The organism is Halalkalibaculum sp. DA3122 (genome assembly GCF_043951865.1).
GTDB lineage: Bacteria > Bacteroidota > Rhodothermia > Balneolales > Balneolaceae > JAMQKA01.
The window spans coordinates 1-15,991 of the sequence record NZ_JBINJF010000026.1 but is presented as its reverse complement, the minus strand read 5'-3'; the positions used below and the strand labels follow the sequence as shown (position 1 = coordinate 15,991).

Below are 15,991 nucleotides of genomic sequence, written 5' to 3'. Positions count from 1 at the left end.
TGGGTATCAAAATGTACACCAAATACCTACTTATTTCCTCTCAACAGGTACTTATTATACCGCAGCTGTAACTATTTTACCTGAAAATAACGGATCAGATCGATAAACAAGTTGCAAAGTTGCCTTTAATGTAACGAAAGAAAAAGTAGTAGCCCCTGTTTTTGAGGCTACTACTTATTAGAGGTGCCACTTATTTTTCACCCTTTGATTTCTTCTTCCATTGATCAATAGCAATGGGAATTGCAAAAATCAACAAGGCAATAATACTGATAATAACTGAAGTTAAATCGATATCCATGGTGATATTTTTTGTAATTGATATACCATACCCAAAATGAGCATATGGGTATAATTCTGGCCTAATAATGGTTGAATGTTCAGCCAGTGGAATTACAAAAAGAAATGGAAGGGATATAGAAGCTTGCCTGGCGTGAGCCCTGTTTCAATTAAGCTTCCATCCCTGATACAGCATGTTACCCATTGTTCTGTTACCGGTTCGGGAGCAGAGCCTCTAAACAGATTATATTCTCGCTCGGTAGAAGATTGTGATTGAGGAACTCTGTTTGTTATTTGAACCGAACCTTCTGCCTGTGGATGAATCGCATAGAAATCAGGTTGAGCAGAAGGATACTCAAACGGGGTATGATCCGTTTCCCCGGGTTGTATTTCGGATCGATTATCCAGGTATCTCGAAGGGAGTTCTCCCATTGCATTAAGGGGAGAATGAATGGCAAAAACCAGCAGAAATATTTTTATAAAGGCATGCATACTTTATAAATATAGGAACTCGGAGAAAGAATGCGTACTCTAATTTCTATCATACTTATGGCGCTTGATACTCCTTTTATTTAAGAAGCTGCCTGATTTCAGCCATATCCTTTTTATCCGAAAGGATGTGCAGCTTGTCATGGCTTTCTATAACCGGATTTCCATCAATTCAGTAGTCTTAAGCAGATCTATGGAGATCGTCAAGGTTGCACCGGTTAGAGTAAAGAATATTCAGTTTGAAAAATATAAGTGGATGCAGGATAACGATCAGGAGATAAATAGCTGTATGAGTCGTTTTCAATGTCTTCAGGCAGTTCTGCATTTGGGCTGCGTTAATACTAAAATCGGGCACTCGTTTTATATTTGCCTGCTGTTTATGGCTTTGGTCTGAAGATGAGGGTCGAATCCTTCCGGTCGGATTTCTCTTCAACCCGATGATTCACACTGATATGTGATATTTTTTTGTTTTTGGATGCATATTCACTTGAGAGAAAAGGCATCTGAGGATTTTCTGCAACTGACGGGTTTCCCGGATCAAGTGGTTTAAAGCTTGCTTATTTTCGAAATCTGGAAACGTATCTGGCACTCTGTTAACCAGGCGATTATTATTGAATAAACAAAGTCTTACCCAAATTTTAAAAAAATACCAGATGAACCGAATTAATAACATCAGCAAAAAAATAGTCAGTACTTTTAAATATGGGCATGATGCACATCGCCTTTCTTTGGGATTAATCTTTATATGGTTTGGACTTCTCAAACCTTTTGGAGCAAAGACAGCAACTTCGCTTCTGGCCCATACAATTTATTTTTTTCCACCAGAAACCGTTCTTCCTATGTTAGGCTGGTGGGAAGTCGCTATTGGTATTACTTTGATTTTTAAGCCATGGGTTAAGTATTCCATTATTTTGCAATTTATCAGAATACCAGGGACAATTTTAGCCTTTTTCATACACCCTGACGTATGCTTTGTACAGATCCCTTTTGTCCCAAGCCCAGAGGGGCAATATTTAATTAAAGATCTTATCATTCTATTTGCGGGAATTGCCATCGCTGAAACAGTTCATGAGAATCAAGTAAGTTCATAGAAGGCTTTGAGGCTGTCCGAAAACCTACCTGAGATTGATCATCTGGGGCTTCTCAAAAAGGCAGAAAAGCTTTCTCCAAAGCAAGAAGTGTTTCTTTTGGATCAAGCCAAGGGAAATACCTCTATTATGAGAATCAGTTTATTTCCTGTTGGGACTTCTTCATTATTCTTTCCTTGTTCATTTTGTACGACCAAAAAATGAACACCCCATTCTAGTATTATCGCTTCCAACAGCTGCTGAAAGCGTCAGTTCTCCATTAAGTCCAGTGGATCTTCGGCACTGCCGATAATCGTTTCCATAGCATCGGTCAGGGTTACAAGACCTGTAATTTGATTATCTGCTTTTACCAGTGCCAGCTCATGATGCTCTTGCTGGAAATGGTCTATCAATTCACTGACCGCCATATCCTGTGAAACAATCATCTTTGGCCAGTCAAAATCGTCGAGTTCCTTATCGTTTGCGATTAACTCCTTACTGTTGGCCGCTATCTGCGGGGTGTATAAAATACCTTTAAAGTCATCAACAGTTTCGCCAACAAGGGGATAGCGAGCGTGCATATGACCGCGCATAATATCCAGGTTTTCCTGAAATGAATTTTCTGTACTCAGGCTTATAATTTCATCCCGCGGAATCATAATGTCTTTTACTGTCAAATTATCAATATTTAAGGCGTTTATTACCTCCTCTCTGCGGTCGCTGGAAACACCCCCTGTTTTAAGAAGATTGATCATTTCAGAGCGGATATCACCCGAACCAGGAGAGGATTCCTCCTTAATCCAGGTTCGTTCCATTTCAATGCCAAATAGCTTGAGAGTGGCCTTGGTAACGCGGTCGCCGAATATCAGCAGCGGGTAAATGGCGTATGTCCACCAGTAGAGAGGATATGCAGAATATCGGGCTACTGTTTTCGCACGCTCCACCCCCAGGTAGGTCGGAGCCTGTTCACCCCAGATGGTGTGAACGAGATTTATGATAGAGACGGACAGTATGATGGAGATTGTATGTGATGAAACGGGACCGATCGTTATGGCCGGCATCAGCAGCTCAATTAATTCCGTTACCGCAGGCTCGGCAATAACACCCAGCAAAATACTGGTTGTGGTAATCCCGATTTGACAAGAAGTAAGGTATATTTCCAGCGTCCTGGTCATTTCCCAGGCACGCTTCAGGCCGCTGTTGTCACCCAGCTCGCTACGGTCGTATTGCCTCAGACGGGTTAGCGCAAATTCAGCAGCAACATAAAATGCATTTAATAGCAGAAGGATAACACCGCCTGATAACCGCAAAAATAATTCCATACAATATGTTATGTAATTTCCTGATTGCCGTTTGTGGTGTTAACAATTATGGTCAATGGATATTATCGTAACTGGTTTTCGTGGATTAAATAGTTGTCTTGCCATCTTCCATTCCATGAGTGTATTTTGTACCACTGTCATCAAAACTTTTCCCGGGCCGACCAAAAAAGTATTTGGGATGATCACCTGGAGATATTAACAATAGATCTTAAATGATTGTCATTCTTTTTCTTGCCGGTTTGGCTTTCCTAATCATCGGTGCAGAAATGTTAGTGCGCGGGGCCTCCCGAATGGCTGCCGTCGTGGGTATTTCCCCCCTGATAATTGGCTTAACGGTAGTGGCATTCGGTACCAGCTCTCCAGAACTTGCCGTCAGTATAAAATCCGCGCTGTCGGGACAAGGCGACATTGCGCTCGGGAATGTGGTTGGAAGTAATATCTTCAACGTGCTCTTTATCCTGGGCCTTTCGGCAATGATCGTGCCCTTGCGTGTTTCGCAGCAATTGATTCGGCTGGATGTTCCCCTGATGATTGCCCTGTCGGTCGTGATTCTGCTGGCTGCTTTGGATCGAAATATTGGTCAAGTAGACGGCGGACTGCTGCTGGCAGGACTTTGCCTGTACATCGCTTTTTTAATTTACCAGGGCCGAAAAGCCTACAAGACGAATTTAGCTACTGATAAAAGAAGTACTGACGGAGATAATGCCAACGTAAACTGGGTTCGTGATGTGTTCTATGTGGGAGGGGGTCTCATCCTTTTGGTAATCGGCTCGCGCTGGCTTGTCAATGGCGCCATATCGTTTGCCCAGTACTTGGGAGTCAGCGAAGTGGTCATCGGCCTGACCATAGTTGCCGCTGGTACCTCACTGCCCGAAGTGGTAACCTCTTTGATTGCAGCTGTTCGAGGCGAACGAGATATAGCCGTTGGCAATGTTGTGGGAAGCAACATATTCAACATTGTCGGCGTGCTGGGCCTTGCAGGTATATTTGCACCTGCCGGTATCGAAGTGTCCGAAGGGATCTTCCGTTTTGATATCCCGGTCATGATTGCCGTTGCTTTTGCCTGTCTTCCCGTCTTTTTCACAGGTGGAGTAATCAACAGGTGGGAGGGAGCTTTATTAGCAGGGTACTACGTGGCCTATACCTTGTACCTGGTGCTGGCTGCGACCCAACACGAGATCTTGCCGACGTTTAGTACTGCCATGCTCTGTTTTGTAATCCCGATATCTTCGGTCACCCTGCTCGTGATAGCTATACGGGAGGTTAGCGGAAAAGATAACACAGGGTAGTAATGCCGATTATTTTATATATAACCTGGTTCGAGGAGGGTAACAAAAAATCAGTGCTTCTATGAAGAAATCATGAACGCTTGTTCCAGGCAAGGAGTGTTCTTTATTGTATAAACAAAATGAAAAATCACCGGCCGGAAATTGAGAATGAAGAACAAAGAATTATGAATCCCAAGGACGTCGCATAAACCGGTGAAAGCACCAAATCCCAGCAGGAATATTTTCGGGTCTGGCAAGATGCGGGCGACAAAAATGCACCCGCTTCCCGGACTTGAATGGGACAAGGAAGCCAAAACAAGATCCAGTACAGAGGCGACAGGTCGCATCTCAACGGCTCCCGCGCCTGCGGCCGGAGTGGGTCTTTTCTTTTAGGGCTTCTTCACTATCACTATCCTAAGGATTCAGATTGCCAGGAACAGATTATCCGGGCACAGTGACTTCATCTTTCGCGGCCACCTCCTGCTTTTCTTGCCCGATATAAGAAATGGTATTACCTGCTTTCGGGTCGATGACAGTGAGGTATATCCACTCATGCTCTACCAGGTTACCCAGCGAGTTGCGATGCTCACGAAGAATGGATTCTACCCATTCTTTGGGTGCATGGACAAGCACTGTTAGGCGGAGCGGAAAATGTTGCAGCTGGAAGTCATCCACCTGCAACGACTCTTGCGGTAATCCAGGCCTGAGATCTCCGCCATTTCCCTGTACCACGCCATATTTTCCTGTCACATTTTGGGTCACTTTACTGCCACCACCAAAATGGTCATTATCCACCGTGGAAAAATAGTAGTGGTTGTTGATCCACTGGGTCACGACCATGGGGCCTTGTAAAATGCCAGCCAGCTGCTCGCCATCCGTATCCTTTCTCCAGTTATAAGAGTGTAGGAAGCTGCGGGCTTCAAGATTGAGGTTGGAGGTCATCTCGCGTGGACCAATGATAAATGAGGCATTGCCGGCCAGTCCCCATTCCGGCCTGGTTTCCGCCCAGTCTGCCGCTCGGCGACCCGCTTCTCTTTTGACATCCTGGGGATCTGCCGAAATCATATTAAACTGTTCCATATTTGCGTAATCTTGAGCCGTGGACAGGTTTTTTTTCAAATCGGTAATTTGTGCCCGAACATGCTCAGGCACTTGCTGATCAAACAGTTCAATAGCATTCGTTGTGGTGTTGTGTTCTGCCGCCAGGAACCACGTTCCATCGGGTATGTGTATGCCATGCTCTTCTGCCAGTAGTTTGCGTACGCCGGGGTCATTGCAGATTTGGGCCATCACACGTGCATTGTGGCGCCCCTTGTTGCCGGCACAAGCCCCGCAGTCCAGGCTGGAGCCAAATGGGTTGTTTGCAGTATCGCTGCCGTGGCCTGCCCAGACTACCAGCGGAGCAAATTCTTGCCACCCCATGGCACTAAATGCAGACTGGGCAATTTCCGCCTTTTCTGCGGTTGAAAGGTTCGGCTCGGCAACGGAGTTCTCCGGTGATTTGTACGACAAGGAGACATCGCTGAACCATTCCGGGTGACCGGTATGCGCCGAAATGCGTTCAAAAAATCGATGTACCAGGTCCGGTGCAAGTGTCTTAAACAGCAGGGCCGTGCCGTAGAACAATCCTGCAGATTCGACATATCCAAATGAGGCCGGTACATTATTTTTAAGGGTAAATCGAAATCTTTGTAGTGTCTTTTTGAGATTATTATAAAAGTTGAATCTTTCAAGTTTCTCTTTTGACTCCGTGGTCGTCGTTTCAGTAGCCACAAATGCCGATTCCAAAATCGGCGGACAAGATTTATTCGTGATATTTTTTTCGGGGTGTTTGTAATCCATCGGGATCCCAAAAAAGCCGGCATACCCGAAGGTTTGGTAAGGCCCCGCCTGTTCCACCGCACGTCGGATGCGTTCGGAGCGGGTATCGATGCAAAATACAAGCTGGGCATCAGGCGATTGGTTGTGCTGGGACTGCCCATTGAGATGCTGTGAGCTGACCTTTTCAAACAGCTGCTCCTGGTAGGTGTGTTCCATCGCTTTGAGCCAGGCCGCCTTGAGGTTATCCTCTTCTTTTAGCAGTTGGTCATCGCGTACTTCATCATCCGGCATCATATCCTTCTGAAACAGAAAGCAAATGGACAGGCGAACGGCAAGGTAGTCGATCAGGGAAACCGGGCTCACATTCTGCCAGTCATTTTCGTTGCCGGAACGGTACGCTATATAACCGGTCCACCCCGGTAACGCCAGCAGGTGATGTTTGAATATGCACTTCCAGGCATCGGTATTGTATTCTTTGAGAAGGTGCTGGAGTGTTGCCACAGGGGTTTCAGGCAGCATGCTGATCTGTCCCCTGTTTGGCAGAGAAACGTCGAGATATGCGATATTACGCCACGCCCTGTAAAATCCCTGTTGACGATCGGGCATACTCCATTCCGTTGACCCTTGATCCATAAACACCGCAAGCCATTTTATCAAGTGACGGTCTATCTCATCGAGTATCCGCTCGTTTGAATGTTGGGCTTCAAGCACCTTCATTCTTTCCAGCGATTCTCCCGCGGTAAGGGTGATGTCCTTTTGCAGAAGATGTTCTTCAATTAATTCGGGCTTAATCTGATTTCGTTTCCAGGCCTGCTTAAAAACCGAAGCGGAGGGATATCCATTAATCGAAATATGGTCCCGAATATTGGATATCGCTTCCTCAAAATGCAGGTCTTCAAGGCCGCTTAAGGGATTAGAGGTCACAAAGGAATACAGGGGCCAGTTTTGCACAAGTTGCTCCGAGAGTTCCTGTATGAGGGATGTAATGGATTGTTCGTTCATCTACTGAAGTATGGTGTTGGATTTGGGTTGGGAGATATTTAGCAGGTGCACGTACAGTCGTCTGGATTTTCTGTACAACTTTAATTCGATGGTGATAAATGTAGCGAGGTAAAGGATTCCAATGATTACCTGATCCGAGGCGATGGGCAGCGGGATTTCCGCCATCGGCATTCCGCTCAACAAGCTTGAAATACCATTAAAGATTAAGGCGTATCCCAAAAGAGCTGGTACTATGACAATGGGGAGCATCAAGAGTTTGGCACCTGCAGACAGGCCGGTTTGCTTCAGCAGGTCCTGCGTACCGTGGATCACCGTGAGTACGATGACGAGCGTCAGAAATAAGCCGCTGTTCAGCTGTAATCCCTTACCTGTTGTATAGGCAAATAGCACGCCGCCTGCGAGCCCGCTCACAATGGTTACCGGGAGCTGCCAGCCACTCCAATGCTGTTCTTCTGTGGCATAGGGTGTTTCCTGGCTTACGCTGCTCCCCGACGAGAGAAAAAGGTATGCTTTGTAAAATCCGTGCAAAATGAGATGGGTAATGGCCGCCGAAAAAAAACCGAGACCACACTGCAGCAACATGAATCCCATCTGTGCAGTGGTGGAACAGGCCAGTTTCTGCTTGATATTGGCCTGTACAAACTTGCTGAATTTACCCACCAAAGCACCGATACCCCCGGCCAGTACCAGCACCCAGAGCAGATCTGTGATGAACAGCAGGGGAGCGGTACGCGTAAGCAAAATGGCCCCGGCGTTTACAAACCCGGCGTGCATAAGGGCCGAAGCCGGGGTGGGCGCCGTCATCGACGACATTAACCATCGCTGAAAGGGGAACAAGGCCGACTGTATAAACGCTGCCACAATTAACAGCAGTACAGCGATATATACCGTCAAATGACTGGTCGATTCGTCTCCGATTGCATTGATTATGGCAGATATACTCCACGTGTTAGCCTGTACTGCAAGCAAACCGAATCCCCCGGCCAGCAGGGATGTACTCAGTAAAAAGTACTTGCGGGCGTTTTTACGGGAAGCTGCTCCTTCCAGAACATGAGTGTATCCGCCAATTAGTTCGGCCATGCACAACCCCATGCCCAGCCAACCTGCCGTAAACAGCAGAATATGATCCGCAGTCACCATAAGGAAACCGGCCATCGTAAACAGCACGCAGTTTATGAAGAACCGGGAAAGCTTGGCGTGGCCCGCAAGATAGCGGCTCGAATAGCTTAGTACGATACCGCAAAACAGGGTCAAAACCGTGCTCATAAGCAGGCTTAGCTGATCAAAAACAATGATGCCCTCAATACGCCACTCAACAGGGCGAAACAGTGTAATAGCGGTAATAACCAGGAAGACCAGGAACAGGGTCCATATTACTTTAATAAAGGCGTCGGAAAAAGATCTATTTTTTTCTGTTAAGCTTTCGGGTGCGGTGGATTTCATATGAGATTGATGATTAATAAAAAGTAAGTGCCTTTGAATTTTTCCACCGCAGAAGCTATTAAAGACTTATGATTAAGCATAATTAATATATTATATGGTTTATATAAATATTTATTTATGTACTCTTTGCTTTCTGTCTTTCGAACATCCGCGGTACGGGAAAACAGGATCCTGCCACATTTTTCCTGCTAATATCCAGGTCAATGACAAGCTCTGAATGCAAAAAATTTTCCGTTTAAATACCGGATCTGGAAGAATGAAACTTCATTTACTCACCGGTTCCCGGAACTTGAGTTGTACATTTGCCTGCAGCTCTGCCATCAATCCCTCTTCGTTTGCTTTTTCAAGCTCGGCCAGTATCTGTTTGCGAAGCTGCTGCAGCTCGTTAATGCGTTCTTCTGATTTGGGATCTTCCACGCCGGACCTCTCGTATGAATGCAGGTTTTTTTTGCTGTGAAATCTGAGTTTGCTGCTGATTAAACTCATCAATACCTCTCGGGCTTCCTCGGCAGTGAACATTCCGTTTACAAGTTCATAGCCTGTCAGGTTATTAACTTCCGTTTTCATGTCTGATATGTTTGGGTGATTTTTTGGGATTACTATTTTGCTTTCTTCCCTTTATCCGGCAACTACATTCCGAATCTCTTCACTAAAAGGGAATGATGCTTTTCAAACCACCCAACAATAAATTCTTTTTTATATTAATTAAAATTAATAATATTGATAATTAGCATTAACTATAATTTATGCAATGAATTTCACTCTGCATCAGCTGCAAATATTTGGGATGGTTGCTCGTCATAAAAGTATGACGGAAGCAGCCCGGCAGTTACACATGTCGCAACCAGCCGTATCTATACAGATTAAACAACTGCAGGAATCTGTGGGCATACCGCTTATTGAAATAGTGGGACGCAGGCTTTATCTGACCAATGCGGGAGAACGGCTTTACGAAGTTTACAAGAGTATTACCCAGGAACTGGAATCATTTGATTCGGCTGTATCGCAGTTTCAGGGTGGGCTGAAGGGCACACTTTCCATATCCGCAGCTTCCACAGCCAAGTATTTTGTTCCCTATTTACTGGGGGAATTTCAACGCCGTTATCCGCTGGTGGAGATCAAGCTGAAGGTGACCAACCGTAATGAGGTACTTCATCACCTTTCTCAAAATGAGTTTGATCTGGCTGTCCTCACCCAGCTTCCTGAAGATGAATCTATTGAGGCGAAACCCTTCTTTGACAATCCACTCGTGATGGCCGCTCCCCCCGATCATCCTCTTGCCTATCGGGAACACATCGCCCTCGAGGAGCTGGCCAAGCAGACATTCATCTACCGGGAACTCGGTTCGGGTACACGCATGGTAATGGAACAGTATCTTAGAGACAAAGGCATCAATGTGAAGCCCGCGATGGAGCTGGGTACCAACGAGGCGGTGAAGCAAGCGATAATGGCAGGGATAGGAATCTCCGTGATATCCAGGCTCAGTATGGGGAATGAACTCTCCCTGAACCAGATTAGCATATTAAGTATCGACGATTTCCCAATTTTGACACGGTGGCATGTGTTATACAACAAGAAGAAAAAGCTGACCCCTGTAACCCAAAACTTTCTCTCTTTCCTGCAGGAAAAGGACATTCAGCAATATACTCCATGAATCGATACAACTGAATAACTTCTGCAAGGGAATTCAGGTAAACTCTCTTTTCCCGTTTAGGCTGACCTGGCAGGTTCCCAAAACGTGACAGGTCTTGCGCAGCTACTCCCTTTTCTTTTTATCCCCAGGCGTCTTCAACATGCCTCCCACGGTCTGGTCCTCCTCCCGGTCAAACTCATCCAGCCCTAGTCGAATGTTTTTTGGATTGGGATTCAGCCGGAAGGTGCGGGCCAGCCGGTCCCAGAACGAAAACAGGGAGCTGTAGTTGGAATCGGTCTCCGGCTGCCAGCGGGAGTGGTGTACGCGGTGCATGTTGGGAGAAACGATGACGGCCCGCAGGGCGCGATCCACCTTCGCCGGAATATTAATATTGGAGTGGTGGAACTGCACCACGGCAAACATCAGCGTCTCGTACAGTACCAGCTCCCACAGGTAGATGCCGAACAGGGCGATCAGGGGAATGCGAAACAGCGAGGAGAAGAAGATCTCCCCGATGTGAAAGCGGTTGGCGGTGGTCACGTCCATGTTGGGATCGGAGTGGTGGACCCGGTGGAAGCGCCAGAAGAACGGTATCTCGTGGTTCATGCGGTGCCAGGCGTAACTCCATGCGTCAAAGAGGAGCACCGCACCCGCGGCATGAACCCATCCCGGCAGGCCGAGCCCATCCTGCAGCCAGTGCATCATCCCGAACCGGTAGTCGTCGGCCCAGACCGAGGCGGCAAACCAGAGTCCCACAAAAACGACGGCTATCAGAGCCGAATTGAGTGCCCCCATAACCAGGTTGCGCACCGCGTGTTTGCCCCGGTCTTTAAAAGATCCACGAAAATGCTCGTAAAACGGGTGCAGGCTCTCCCACAAAAACAGCAGGAGCAGTCCTGCCAGCATGGCGATCACTTGTGATTGTTGCAGCGCTGCGAGTAATGATTGCATAGCGTTGGTTGGTTATTGGTTACCAGTAATTCGTTATTCGTTATCAGTTGTTAGGAATTAGTTATTGGTTTAACCAAATAACCAATAACTAACCCGCGCCTTCGCTGCGTTTGCCCGGGCGGCTCATAAATCCATAGGCCGGAGGGATAAAACCCAGTCTCACCGGCAGCCCCAAGTCCAGAAAATCCCTGCTACTGGTGCCAGCAACGTCTGCCAACGTTGATAAGCAGAAGCCTGAATGAAGCTCCCTCAAGAACAACATCTGGGATTTTATGGTGAGTGTTGCCGGTTCATTTTTTGCTCATTCAAAAAATGAACACCAGATGCAAGGATTACCGGTTGTTACCGTCTTTCAGGGTAGCGATGGTTCCTGCCCGCCGCACCATATGCACATAATTGGCAAAAACCCATAAAACCTTGTATTTCGTTCACCCAATTTATCCGCTAAAGCATTGTCAAGCATAGAATTATCTTGTTAAAAGAAGCCCTGTTCAGATTAACCTGCAACTGAGGCATCCAGCTTGGGCAGTAGCGTTTCCTTTATATAGGGCTTCACGCCCTGCCGTCCGGTGAGTTTCAGCCACACCGGATTATGATCCGGTGGAATTGTTAACGTAAATTCGAAGAACGGGCAGCACAGTCGTTCCCGGGCTATGAAAGCACCAGCCCGTGAAATAATATCGGTATCGGCTGGAAGCTTAAACGAATATCCGTTCGGGGTCTCCCGAATCTCGCTGATCGCCTCGAAGACCGCCCGGCCGTTCTCGCGGTGTTCTTCAATCTCATTATCATCAATTGCTGAAAAGTCACAAGCGATAGGTGGCCGGCTGCTCATATCGATAGCGTGTTAGTGATCAAAATTTCAACTCATTTGCATGATAACATATTTTAAACAACTAATCAATTGATTTATTGAATAGTTGTTTATTGCTTACTATATTGACGATGCATCATTCAGGAAAACCAACAGAGCGACATGGAAAAACGGATCTTCAAAAACAAAGTCTATCAGCAACTGGCCAACATTGTAAAGGCGATGTCGAACTCCCACCGGCTGGAAATCCTGGAACTGCTGGCCCAGGGGCGGTTTTCGGTAGCAGAGATTGCCGAAGAAACCGCCATCTCCGGGGCGAATGCCTCCCAGCACCTGCAGGTGCTCAAACAGGCGCAGCTGGTCAGCACACAGCGCGAGGGCAATCACGTGTACTACGGGCTGGCCGGGGAAAGCGTATATAAGGCGTGGAAGGCGCTCCGGGACCTGGGCATCGAACGGGTAGCCGAAGTTGAGCGGGTGCTGCGCCAGTTCCGGGAGTCACGCCAATCCCTGGAAACGCTGTCGAGCGAGGAGTTGGCCGAAAAGATGAGGGGCGGGGACATTACGGTTATCGACGTGCGCCCGAAGCATGAATTTGAGGAGGGACACATTGCCGGGGCGGTGAATATCCCGGTTGAGGAGCTCTCGGAAAAGTTGGATGAGCTGCCGGATGACCAGGAAATCGTGGCCTATTGCCGGGGACCGTTCTGCGTGTTTGCCGACGATGCGGTCGAGCTGCTCCGGGAGAAGGGATTTCAGGCCAAACGACTCGATGAAGGATATCCCGAATGGATGCTTGAAGAGCTTCCGATTGAATATTCGAACCATGAGTAGAAAGGTGAATTACAACTCTTTACGATTATGAGATCACTAACCATAGCGCTCGTTTTCGCATTGATTGCATTATCAGCACAACCCATTAGCGCCCAGGACAAGATGAAACGCTAAATAATAGGAACATGACTAAGAATCCCTTTAACGACATTGCTGAAGAATATGACGCCTGGTTTGAGGAGCACTCCGTGCTCTACCGGTCGGAGCTGGAAGCCCTGAAAACCTTCATCCCCCGGGAGGGCAAGGGGCTGGATATCGGCACCGGCACCGGGCGGTTTGCCGACGAGCTGGGGATCACTACTGGAATCGAGCCGGCTCCCAACATGGCGGATCTGGCCCGAAAGAAAGGCATCCAGGTGCAGATAGCCCGAGCCGAGGAGCTCCCCTTTGCCGATGAGTCGTTCGACTTTGCCACGATGGTCACCATCGATTGTTTCCTGGATAATCTGGAGGCCGCCTGCCGGGAGGCCCATCGCGTCCTGAAGCCCGGCGGGCGTCTGGTGATCGGCATGCTGGACAAAAACGGGGCCATTGCCCGGCATTATCGAAATACAAAGGAATCCGGGATTATCTACAGCCGGGCCACCTTTCACACCCCCGACCAGACAGCAGCCCACCTCAGGAAGGCGGGCTTTTCCGACATCGAGTTCCGGCAGACGCTTTTTAGCCCGGAACCCGAACAGGTGGAGCAACCCAAACCGGGATATGGAGAAGGAAGTTTTGTCGTAATCAAAGCAAGCAAACACAATGAGTAAGAACCTACTTTTCGACAAACAGGATTACGAGGAAGAATCGGTCTTCAAACCGGAAAACCTGTTGCGGGAGGCCCGGCGACAGAAATCGTTGCCGGAATGCGAGATCCCGGATATCTGCCTGCTGGACCCCGACGGGGATATCGTAACGTATCTTAACAGAAGCGGCAGAGCTTCGGTCAACCGCTGCTGGGCGGGGTATCACACGACGATGCATGAATTCGAGCTGGGTGGCCGGACGGTTGGCATTATCGGGCAGGCGGTCGGTGCTTCGTTTGCAGTGCTGGTGGCCGAGCAGATGTTCGCCAGCGGGTGCGAGCTACTGGTTAGCATCACCTCGGCCGGGACGATCACACCGCCACCGGACGGCAAGCAGTTTATCCTGATTGAGGAGGCCCTGCGGGATGAGGGCACAAGCTGCCATTACCTGCCGCCTGGGAAACCGGCGCTGCTAAACCGTGAGTTGCTGGAAAATATGAAGCCGCTCCGGTCCCACCCTGAATTGTCGGTGGGGATTGGGAAAAGCTGGACAACGGATGCGCCCTACCGGGAAACCGCATCTGCCATTGAATACGCTGAGCGACAACAGGTAAACGCCGTAGAAATGGAGGCGGCTGCGCTTTATGCCTTTGCTGAATATCGGCAGCAACAGGTAGTTTGCTTTGCCCATCTGACCAACACTATGGCCCGGGAGACCGGAGACTTTGAAAAGGGTCTCGAAAACGGGAGTATCGCCTCATTAAACCTGGTAGAAAAAGTCATCGAGAATATTAACAGGTAATACGTTTCCCAAAGCAAACGACACATATGAAGACAGGCAGTAAACATAGCAGCAAGGTGAGCCTCGGCCTGAAAGAAAACTGGAAACAGTTCACGCTGCTCGTCATCATCAACGGGTTTGTTGGCGGCATGGTCGGCCTGGAGCGGACCATCCTGCCCGAAATTGCCGAAGTGGATTTTGGTATGGCGGCCAAGACAGCCATACTCTCTTTTATTGTTGTTTTCGGTGTGGTCAAAGCCCTTTCCAACTTTTATGCCGGTGCACTAGCCGACCGTATCGGCCGCCGAAAGCTGCTGATTACCGGCTGGCTGTTTGCCCTGCCGGTCCCCTTTATGCTGATGTATGCGGGGAGCTGGAGCTGGATTATTGCCGCCAACGTCCTGCTGGGCATTAACCAGGGGCTGGCCTGGTCGAGTACCGTGGTCATGAAAATCGACCTGGTAGGCGAGCGTAATCGCGGCCTGGCAATGGGTTTGAACGAGTCGGCCGGTTACGCCTCGGTAGCCCTCGTAGCCTTCGCCACTGGCTGGGTTGCCTCCGAATACGGCCTGCGTCCCTACCCGTTTTATATCGGTATCGGTCTGGCCGGGCTGGGACTGCTGGGGAGCTGGCTGCTGATCAAAGACACCATCCACCACGTCCGGGCCGAATCCGAAACCTCGACTGTTCCCAGGCTCAAACGCCTGTTTGCCGAAACCTCGTGGAAGCACCCCAACCTGGGGTCGGTCACCCAGGCCGGGCTTGTCAACAACTTGAATGACGGGCTGGTATGGGGCCTGCTGCCGATTCTACTGGCTGATCTGGATTTTTCGCTGGGGCTTATTGGCGTGATTACCGGCATTTACCCGGCCGTATGGGGTGTCGGACAACTTGCTACGGGTAAAATGGCCGATCACCTGTCAAAAAAGAAGATGCTGTTCTGGGGTATGCTGCTGCAAGGGGTGACCCTCGTGCTGATGGGGTGGGCCGTCAGCTACCTTCAGTTTATCCTGCTCTCCTTTACGCTTGGGCTCGGTACCGCCATCGTGTATCCGACCTTCCTGGCCGCCGTGGCCGATAACACCCACCCGGGGCAGCGGGCGCAAAGCATTGGCATATTTCGGCTGTGGCGGGATTTGGGTTATGCCATCGGTGCCCTGCTTACAGGTGTTCTTGCCGACTGGTTCGGGATTTATACGGCGGTGTTTGCTATCGGAGCGCTCACATTTGCCTCGGCCTGGGTCATCCAGTTGCGAATGAGAGAGAAACGTTACACACAAGAATCGAAATTGTAGTTTTGAACAAAGTTAGGTCTTAATATTTGACCAACGCTATGGTCAATATTTTTAATGGGGGATTAACTTCCGTAAATCTTAAAAGACGTCAAACGCCCTAATGCATTTTTTACTCTTAAAAGTAAACCGATTTTGTACCTACTTGATTTTAAGTCAGTATGTTATTTATCATAACGCGTTTAGGGGTTAGGATTTTAACAATTTTAAACTAAGAAAGGCCATGCAAACGCTTGATATTCAATATCTTAGGGATGTTAATTCTCA

General features: G+C 48.4%; 14 protein-coding genes. 8 read left to right on the top strand and 6 right to left on the bottom strand.

Annotated features, from left to right (window positions below; genetic code table 11):
* The first annotated feature begins 1,376 nt into the window (after window positions 1-1,376).
* Window positions 1,377-1,856, top strand: coding sequence for a hypothetical protein (locus tag ACG2F4_RS14835; RefSeq protein ID WP_395261667.1), 480 nt, complete (start codon window positions 1,377-1,379; stop codon window positions 1,854-1,856).
* A gap of 245 nt (window positions 1,857-2,101) precedes the next feature.
* Here the strand turns inward: ACG2F4_RS14835 and ACG2F4_RS14830 are convergent, their stop codons facing one another.
* Window positions 2,102-3,154, bottom strand: coding sequence for a CNNM domain-containing protein (locus tag ACG2F4_RS14830; RefSeq protein WP_395261666.1), 1,053 nt, complete (start codon window positions 3,152-3,154; stop codon window positions 2,102-2,104).
* A 212-nt stretch (window positions 3,155-3,366) separates the two neighbouring features.
* Between ACG2F4_RS14830 and ACG2F4_RS14825 the strand changes: the two genes are divergently transcribed.
* Window positions 3,367-4,443 carry a calcium/sodium antiporter gene (locus ACG2F4_RS14825; RefSeq protein ID WP_395261665.1) on the top strand — a complete coding sequence of 359 codons (1,077 nt, stop codon included), beginning with the start codon at window positions 3,367-3,369 and terminating at the stop codon, window positions 4,441-4,443.
* Between the two features lie 192 nt (window positions 4,444-4,635).
* Window positions 4,636-4,815: a hypothetical protein gene (locus ACG2F4_RS14820; protein ID WP_395261664.1), complete on the top strand. Its 180-nt coding sequence runs from the start codon at window positions 4,636-4,638 to the stop codon at window positions 4,813-4,815.
* A gap of 48 nt (window positions 4,816-4,863) precedes the next feature.
* Here the strand turns inward: ACG2F4_RS14820 and ACG2F4_RS14815 are convergent, their stop codons facing one another.
* The 3 genes from ACG2F4_RS14815 to ACG2F4_RS14805 form a co-directional block, all read right to left on the bottom strand.
* A complete protein-coding gene (locus ACG2F4_RS14815) occupies window positions 4,864-7,245 on the bottom strand; it encodes a DUF2309 domain-containing protein (RefSeq protein WP_395261663.1) in 2,382 nt (793 codons plus the stop codon).
* Window positions 7,246-8,688 (bottom strand): proton-conducting transporter membrane subunit, encoded by a 1,443-nt coding sequence (locus ACG2F4_RS14810; protein WP_395261662.1) that lies wholly within the window; start codon window positions 8,686-8,688, stop codon window positions 7,246-7,248.
* Window positions 8,689-8,952: 264 nt separating this feature from the next.
* Complete coding sequence (locus ACG2F4_RS14805; protein WP_395261661.1) at window positions 8,953-9,255, bottom strand: hypothetical protein; 303 nt, start codon at window positions 9,253-9,255, stop codon at window positions 8,953-8,955.
* A 184-nt stretch (window positions 9,256-9,439) separates the two neighbouring features.
* Between ACG2F4_RS14805 and ACG2F4_RS14800 the strand changes: the two genes are divergently transcribed.
* Entirely contained in the window at window positions 9,440-10,342 is a 903-nt protein-coding gene (locus ACG2F4_RS14800; RefSeq protein ID WP_395261660.1) for a LysR family transcriptional regulator, read from the top strand.
* A 102-nt stretch (window positions 10,343-10,444) separates the two neighbouring features.
* Here ACG2F4_RS14800 and ACG2F4_RS14795 read toward each other — a convergent pair whose 3' ends face one another.
* Both ACG2F4_RS14795 and ACG2F4_RS14790 read right to left on the bottom strand, forming a co-directional pair.
* Window positions 10,445-11,272: a sterol desaturase family protein gene (locus ACG2F4_RS14795; protein ID WP_395261659.1), complete on the bottom strand. Its 828-nt coding sequence runs from the start codon at window positions 11,270-11,272 to the stop codon at window positions 10,445-10,447.
* A gap of 496 nt (window positions 11,273-11,768) precedes the next feature.
* Window positions 11,769-12,107 carry a hypothetical protein gene (locus tag ACG2F4_RS14790; RefSeq protein ID WP_395261658.1) on the bottom strand — a complete coding sequence of 113 codons (339 nt, stop codon included), beginning with the start codon at window positions 12,105-12,107 and terminating at the stop codon, window positions 11,769-11,771.
* A 141-nt stretch (window positions 12,108-12,248) separates the two neighbouring features.
* Between ACG2F4_RS14790 and ACG2F4_RS14785 the strand changes: the two genes are divergently transcribed.
* The 4 genes from ACG2F4_RS14785 to ACG2F4_RS14770 all read left to right on the top strand — a co-directional run bounded on the left by ACG2F4_RS14785 (window position 12,249) and on the right by ACG2F4_RS14770 (window position 15,727).
* Complete coding sequence (locus tag ACG2F4_RS14785; RefSeq protein WP_395261657.1) at window positions 12,249-12,920, top strand: ArsR/SmtB family transcription factor; 672 nt, start codon at window positions 12,249-12,251, stop codon at window positions 12,918-12,920.
* Between the two features lie 125 nt (window positions 12,921-13,045).
* Complete coding sequence (locus ACG2F4_RS14780; RefSeq protein WP_395261656.1) at window positions 13,046-13,675, top strand: class I SAM-dependent methyltransferase; 630 nt, start codon at window positions 13,046-13,048, stop codon at window positions 13,673-13,675.
* Entirely contained in the window at window positions 13,668-14,453 is a 786-nt protein-coding gene (locus tag ACG2F4_RS14775; RefSeq protein ID WP_395261655.1) for a nucleoside phosphorylase, read from the top strand. The genes ACG2F4_RS14780 and ACG2F4_RS14775 overlap by 8 nt, the downstream gene beginning before the upstream one ends.
* Window positions 14,454-14,479: 26 nt before the next feature.
* Window positions 14,480-15,727 carry an MFS transporter gene (locus ACG2F4_RS14770; protein WP_395261654.1) on the top strand — a complete coding sequence of 416 codons (1,248 nt, stop codon included), beginning with the start codon at window positions 14,480-14,482 and terminating at the stop codon, window positions 15,725-15,727.
* Window positions 15,728-15,991: the final 264 nt, after the last annotated feature.

Coding starts and splice junctions, on each gene's coding strand:
- ACG2F4_RS14830 (WP_395261666.1), bottom strand. CDS start 3,154: ATGGAATTATTTTTGCGGTTATCAGGCGGTGTTATCCTTCTGCTATTA.
- ACG2F4_RS14825 (WP_395261665.1), top strand. CDS start 3,367: ATGATTGTCATTCTTTTTCTTGCCGGTTTGGCTTTCCTAATCATCGGT.
- ACG2F4_RS14815 (WP_395261663.1), bottom strand. CDS start 7,245: ATGAACGAACAATCCATTACATCCCTCATACAGGAACTCTCGGAGCAA.
- ACG2F4_RS14810 (WP_395261662.1), bottom strand. CDS start 8,688: ATGAAATCCACCGCACCCGAAAGCTTAACAGAAAAAAATAGATCTTTT.
- ACG2F4_RS14805 (WP_395261661.1), bottom strand. CDS start 9,255: ATGAAAACGGAAGTTAATAACCTGACAGGCTATGAACTTGTAAACGGA.
- ACG2F4_RS14800 (WP_395261660.1), top strand. CDS start 9,440: ATGAATTTCACTCTGCATCAGCTGCAAATATTTGGGATGGTTGCTCGT.
- ACG2F4_RS14795 (WP_395261659.1), bottom strand. CDS start 11,272: ATGCAATCATTACTCGCAGCGCTGCAACAATCACAAGTGATCGCCATG.
- ACG2F4_RS14790 (WP_395261658.1), bottom strand. CDS start 12,107: ATGAGCAGCCGGCCACCTATCGCTTGTGACTTTTCAGCAATTGATGAT.
- ACG2F4_RS14785 (WP_395261657.1), top strand. CDS start 12,249: ATGGAAAAACGGATCTTCAAAAACAAAGTCTATCAGCAACTGGCCAAC.
- ACG2F4_RS14780 (WP_395261656.1), top strand. CDS start 13,046: ATGACTAAGAATCCCTTTAACGACATTGCTGAAGAATATGACGCCTGG.
- ACG2F4_RS14775 (WP_395261655.1), top strand. CDS start 13,668: ATGAGTAAGAACCTACTTTTCGACAAACAGGATTACGAGGAAGAATCG.
- ACG2F4_RS14770 (WP_395261654.1), top strand. CDS start 14,480: ATGAAGACAGGCAGTAAACATAGCAGCAAGGTGAGCCTCGGCCTGAAA.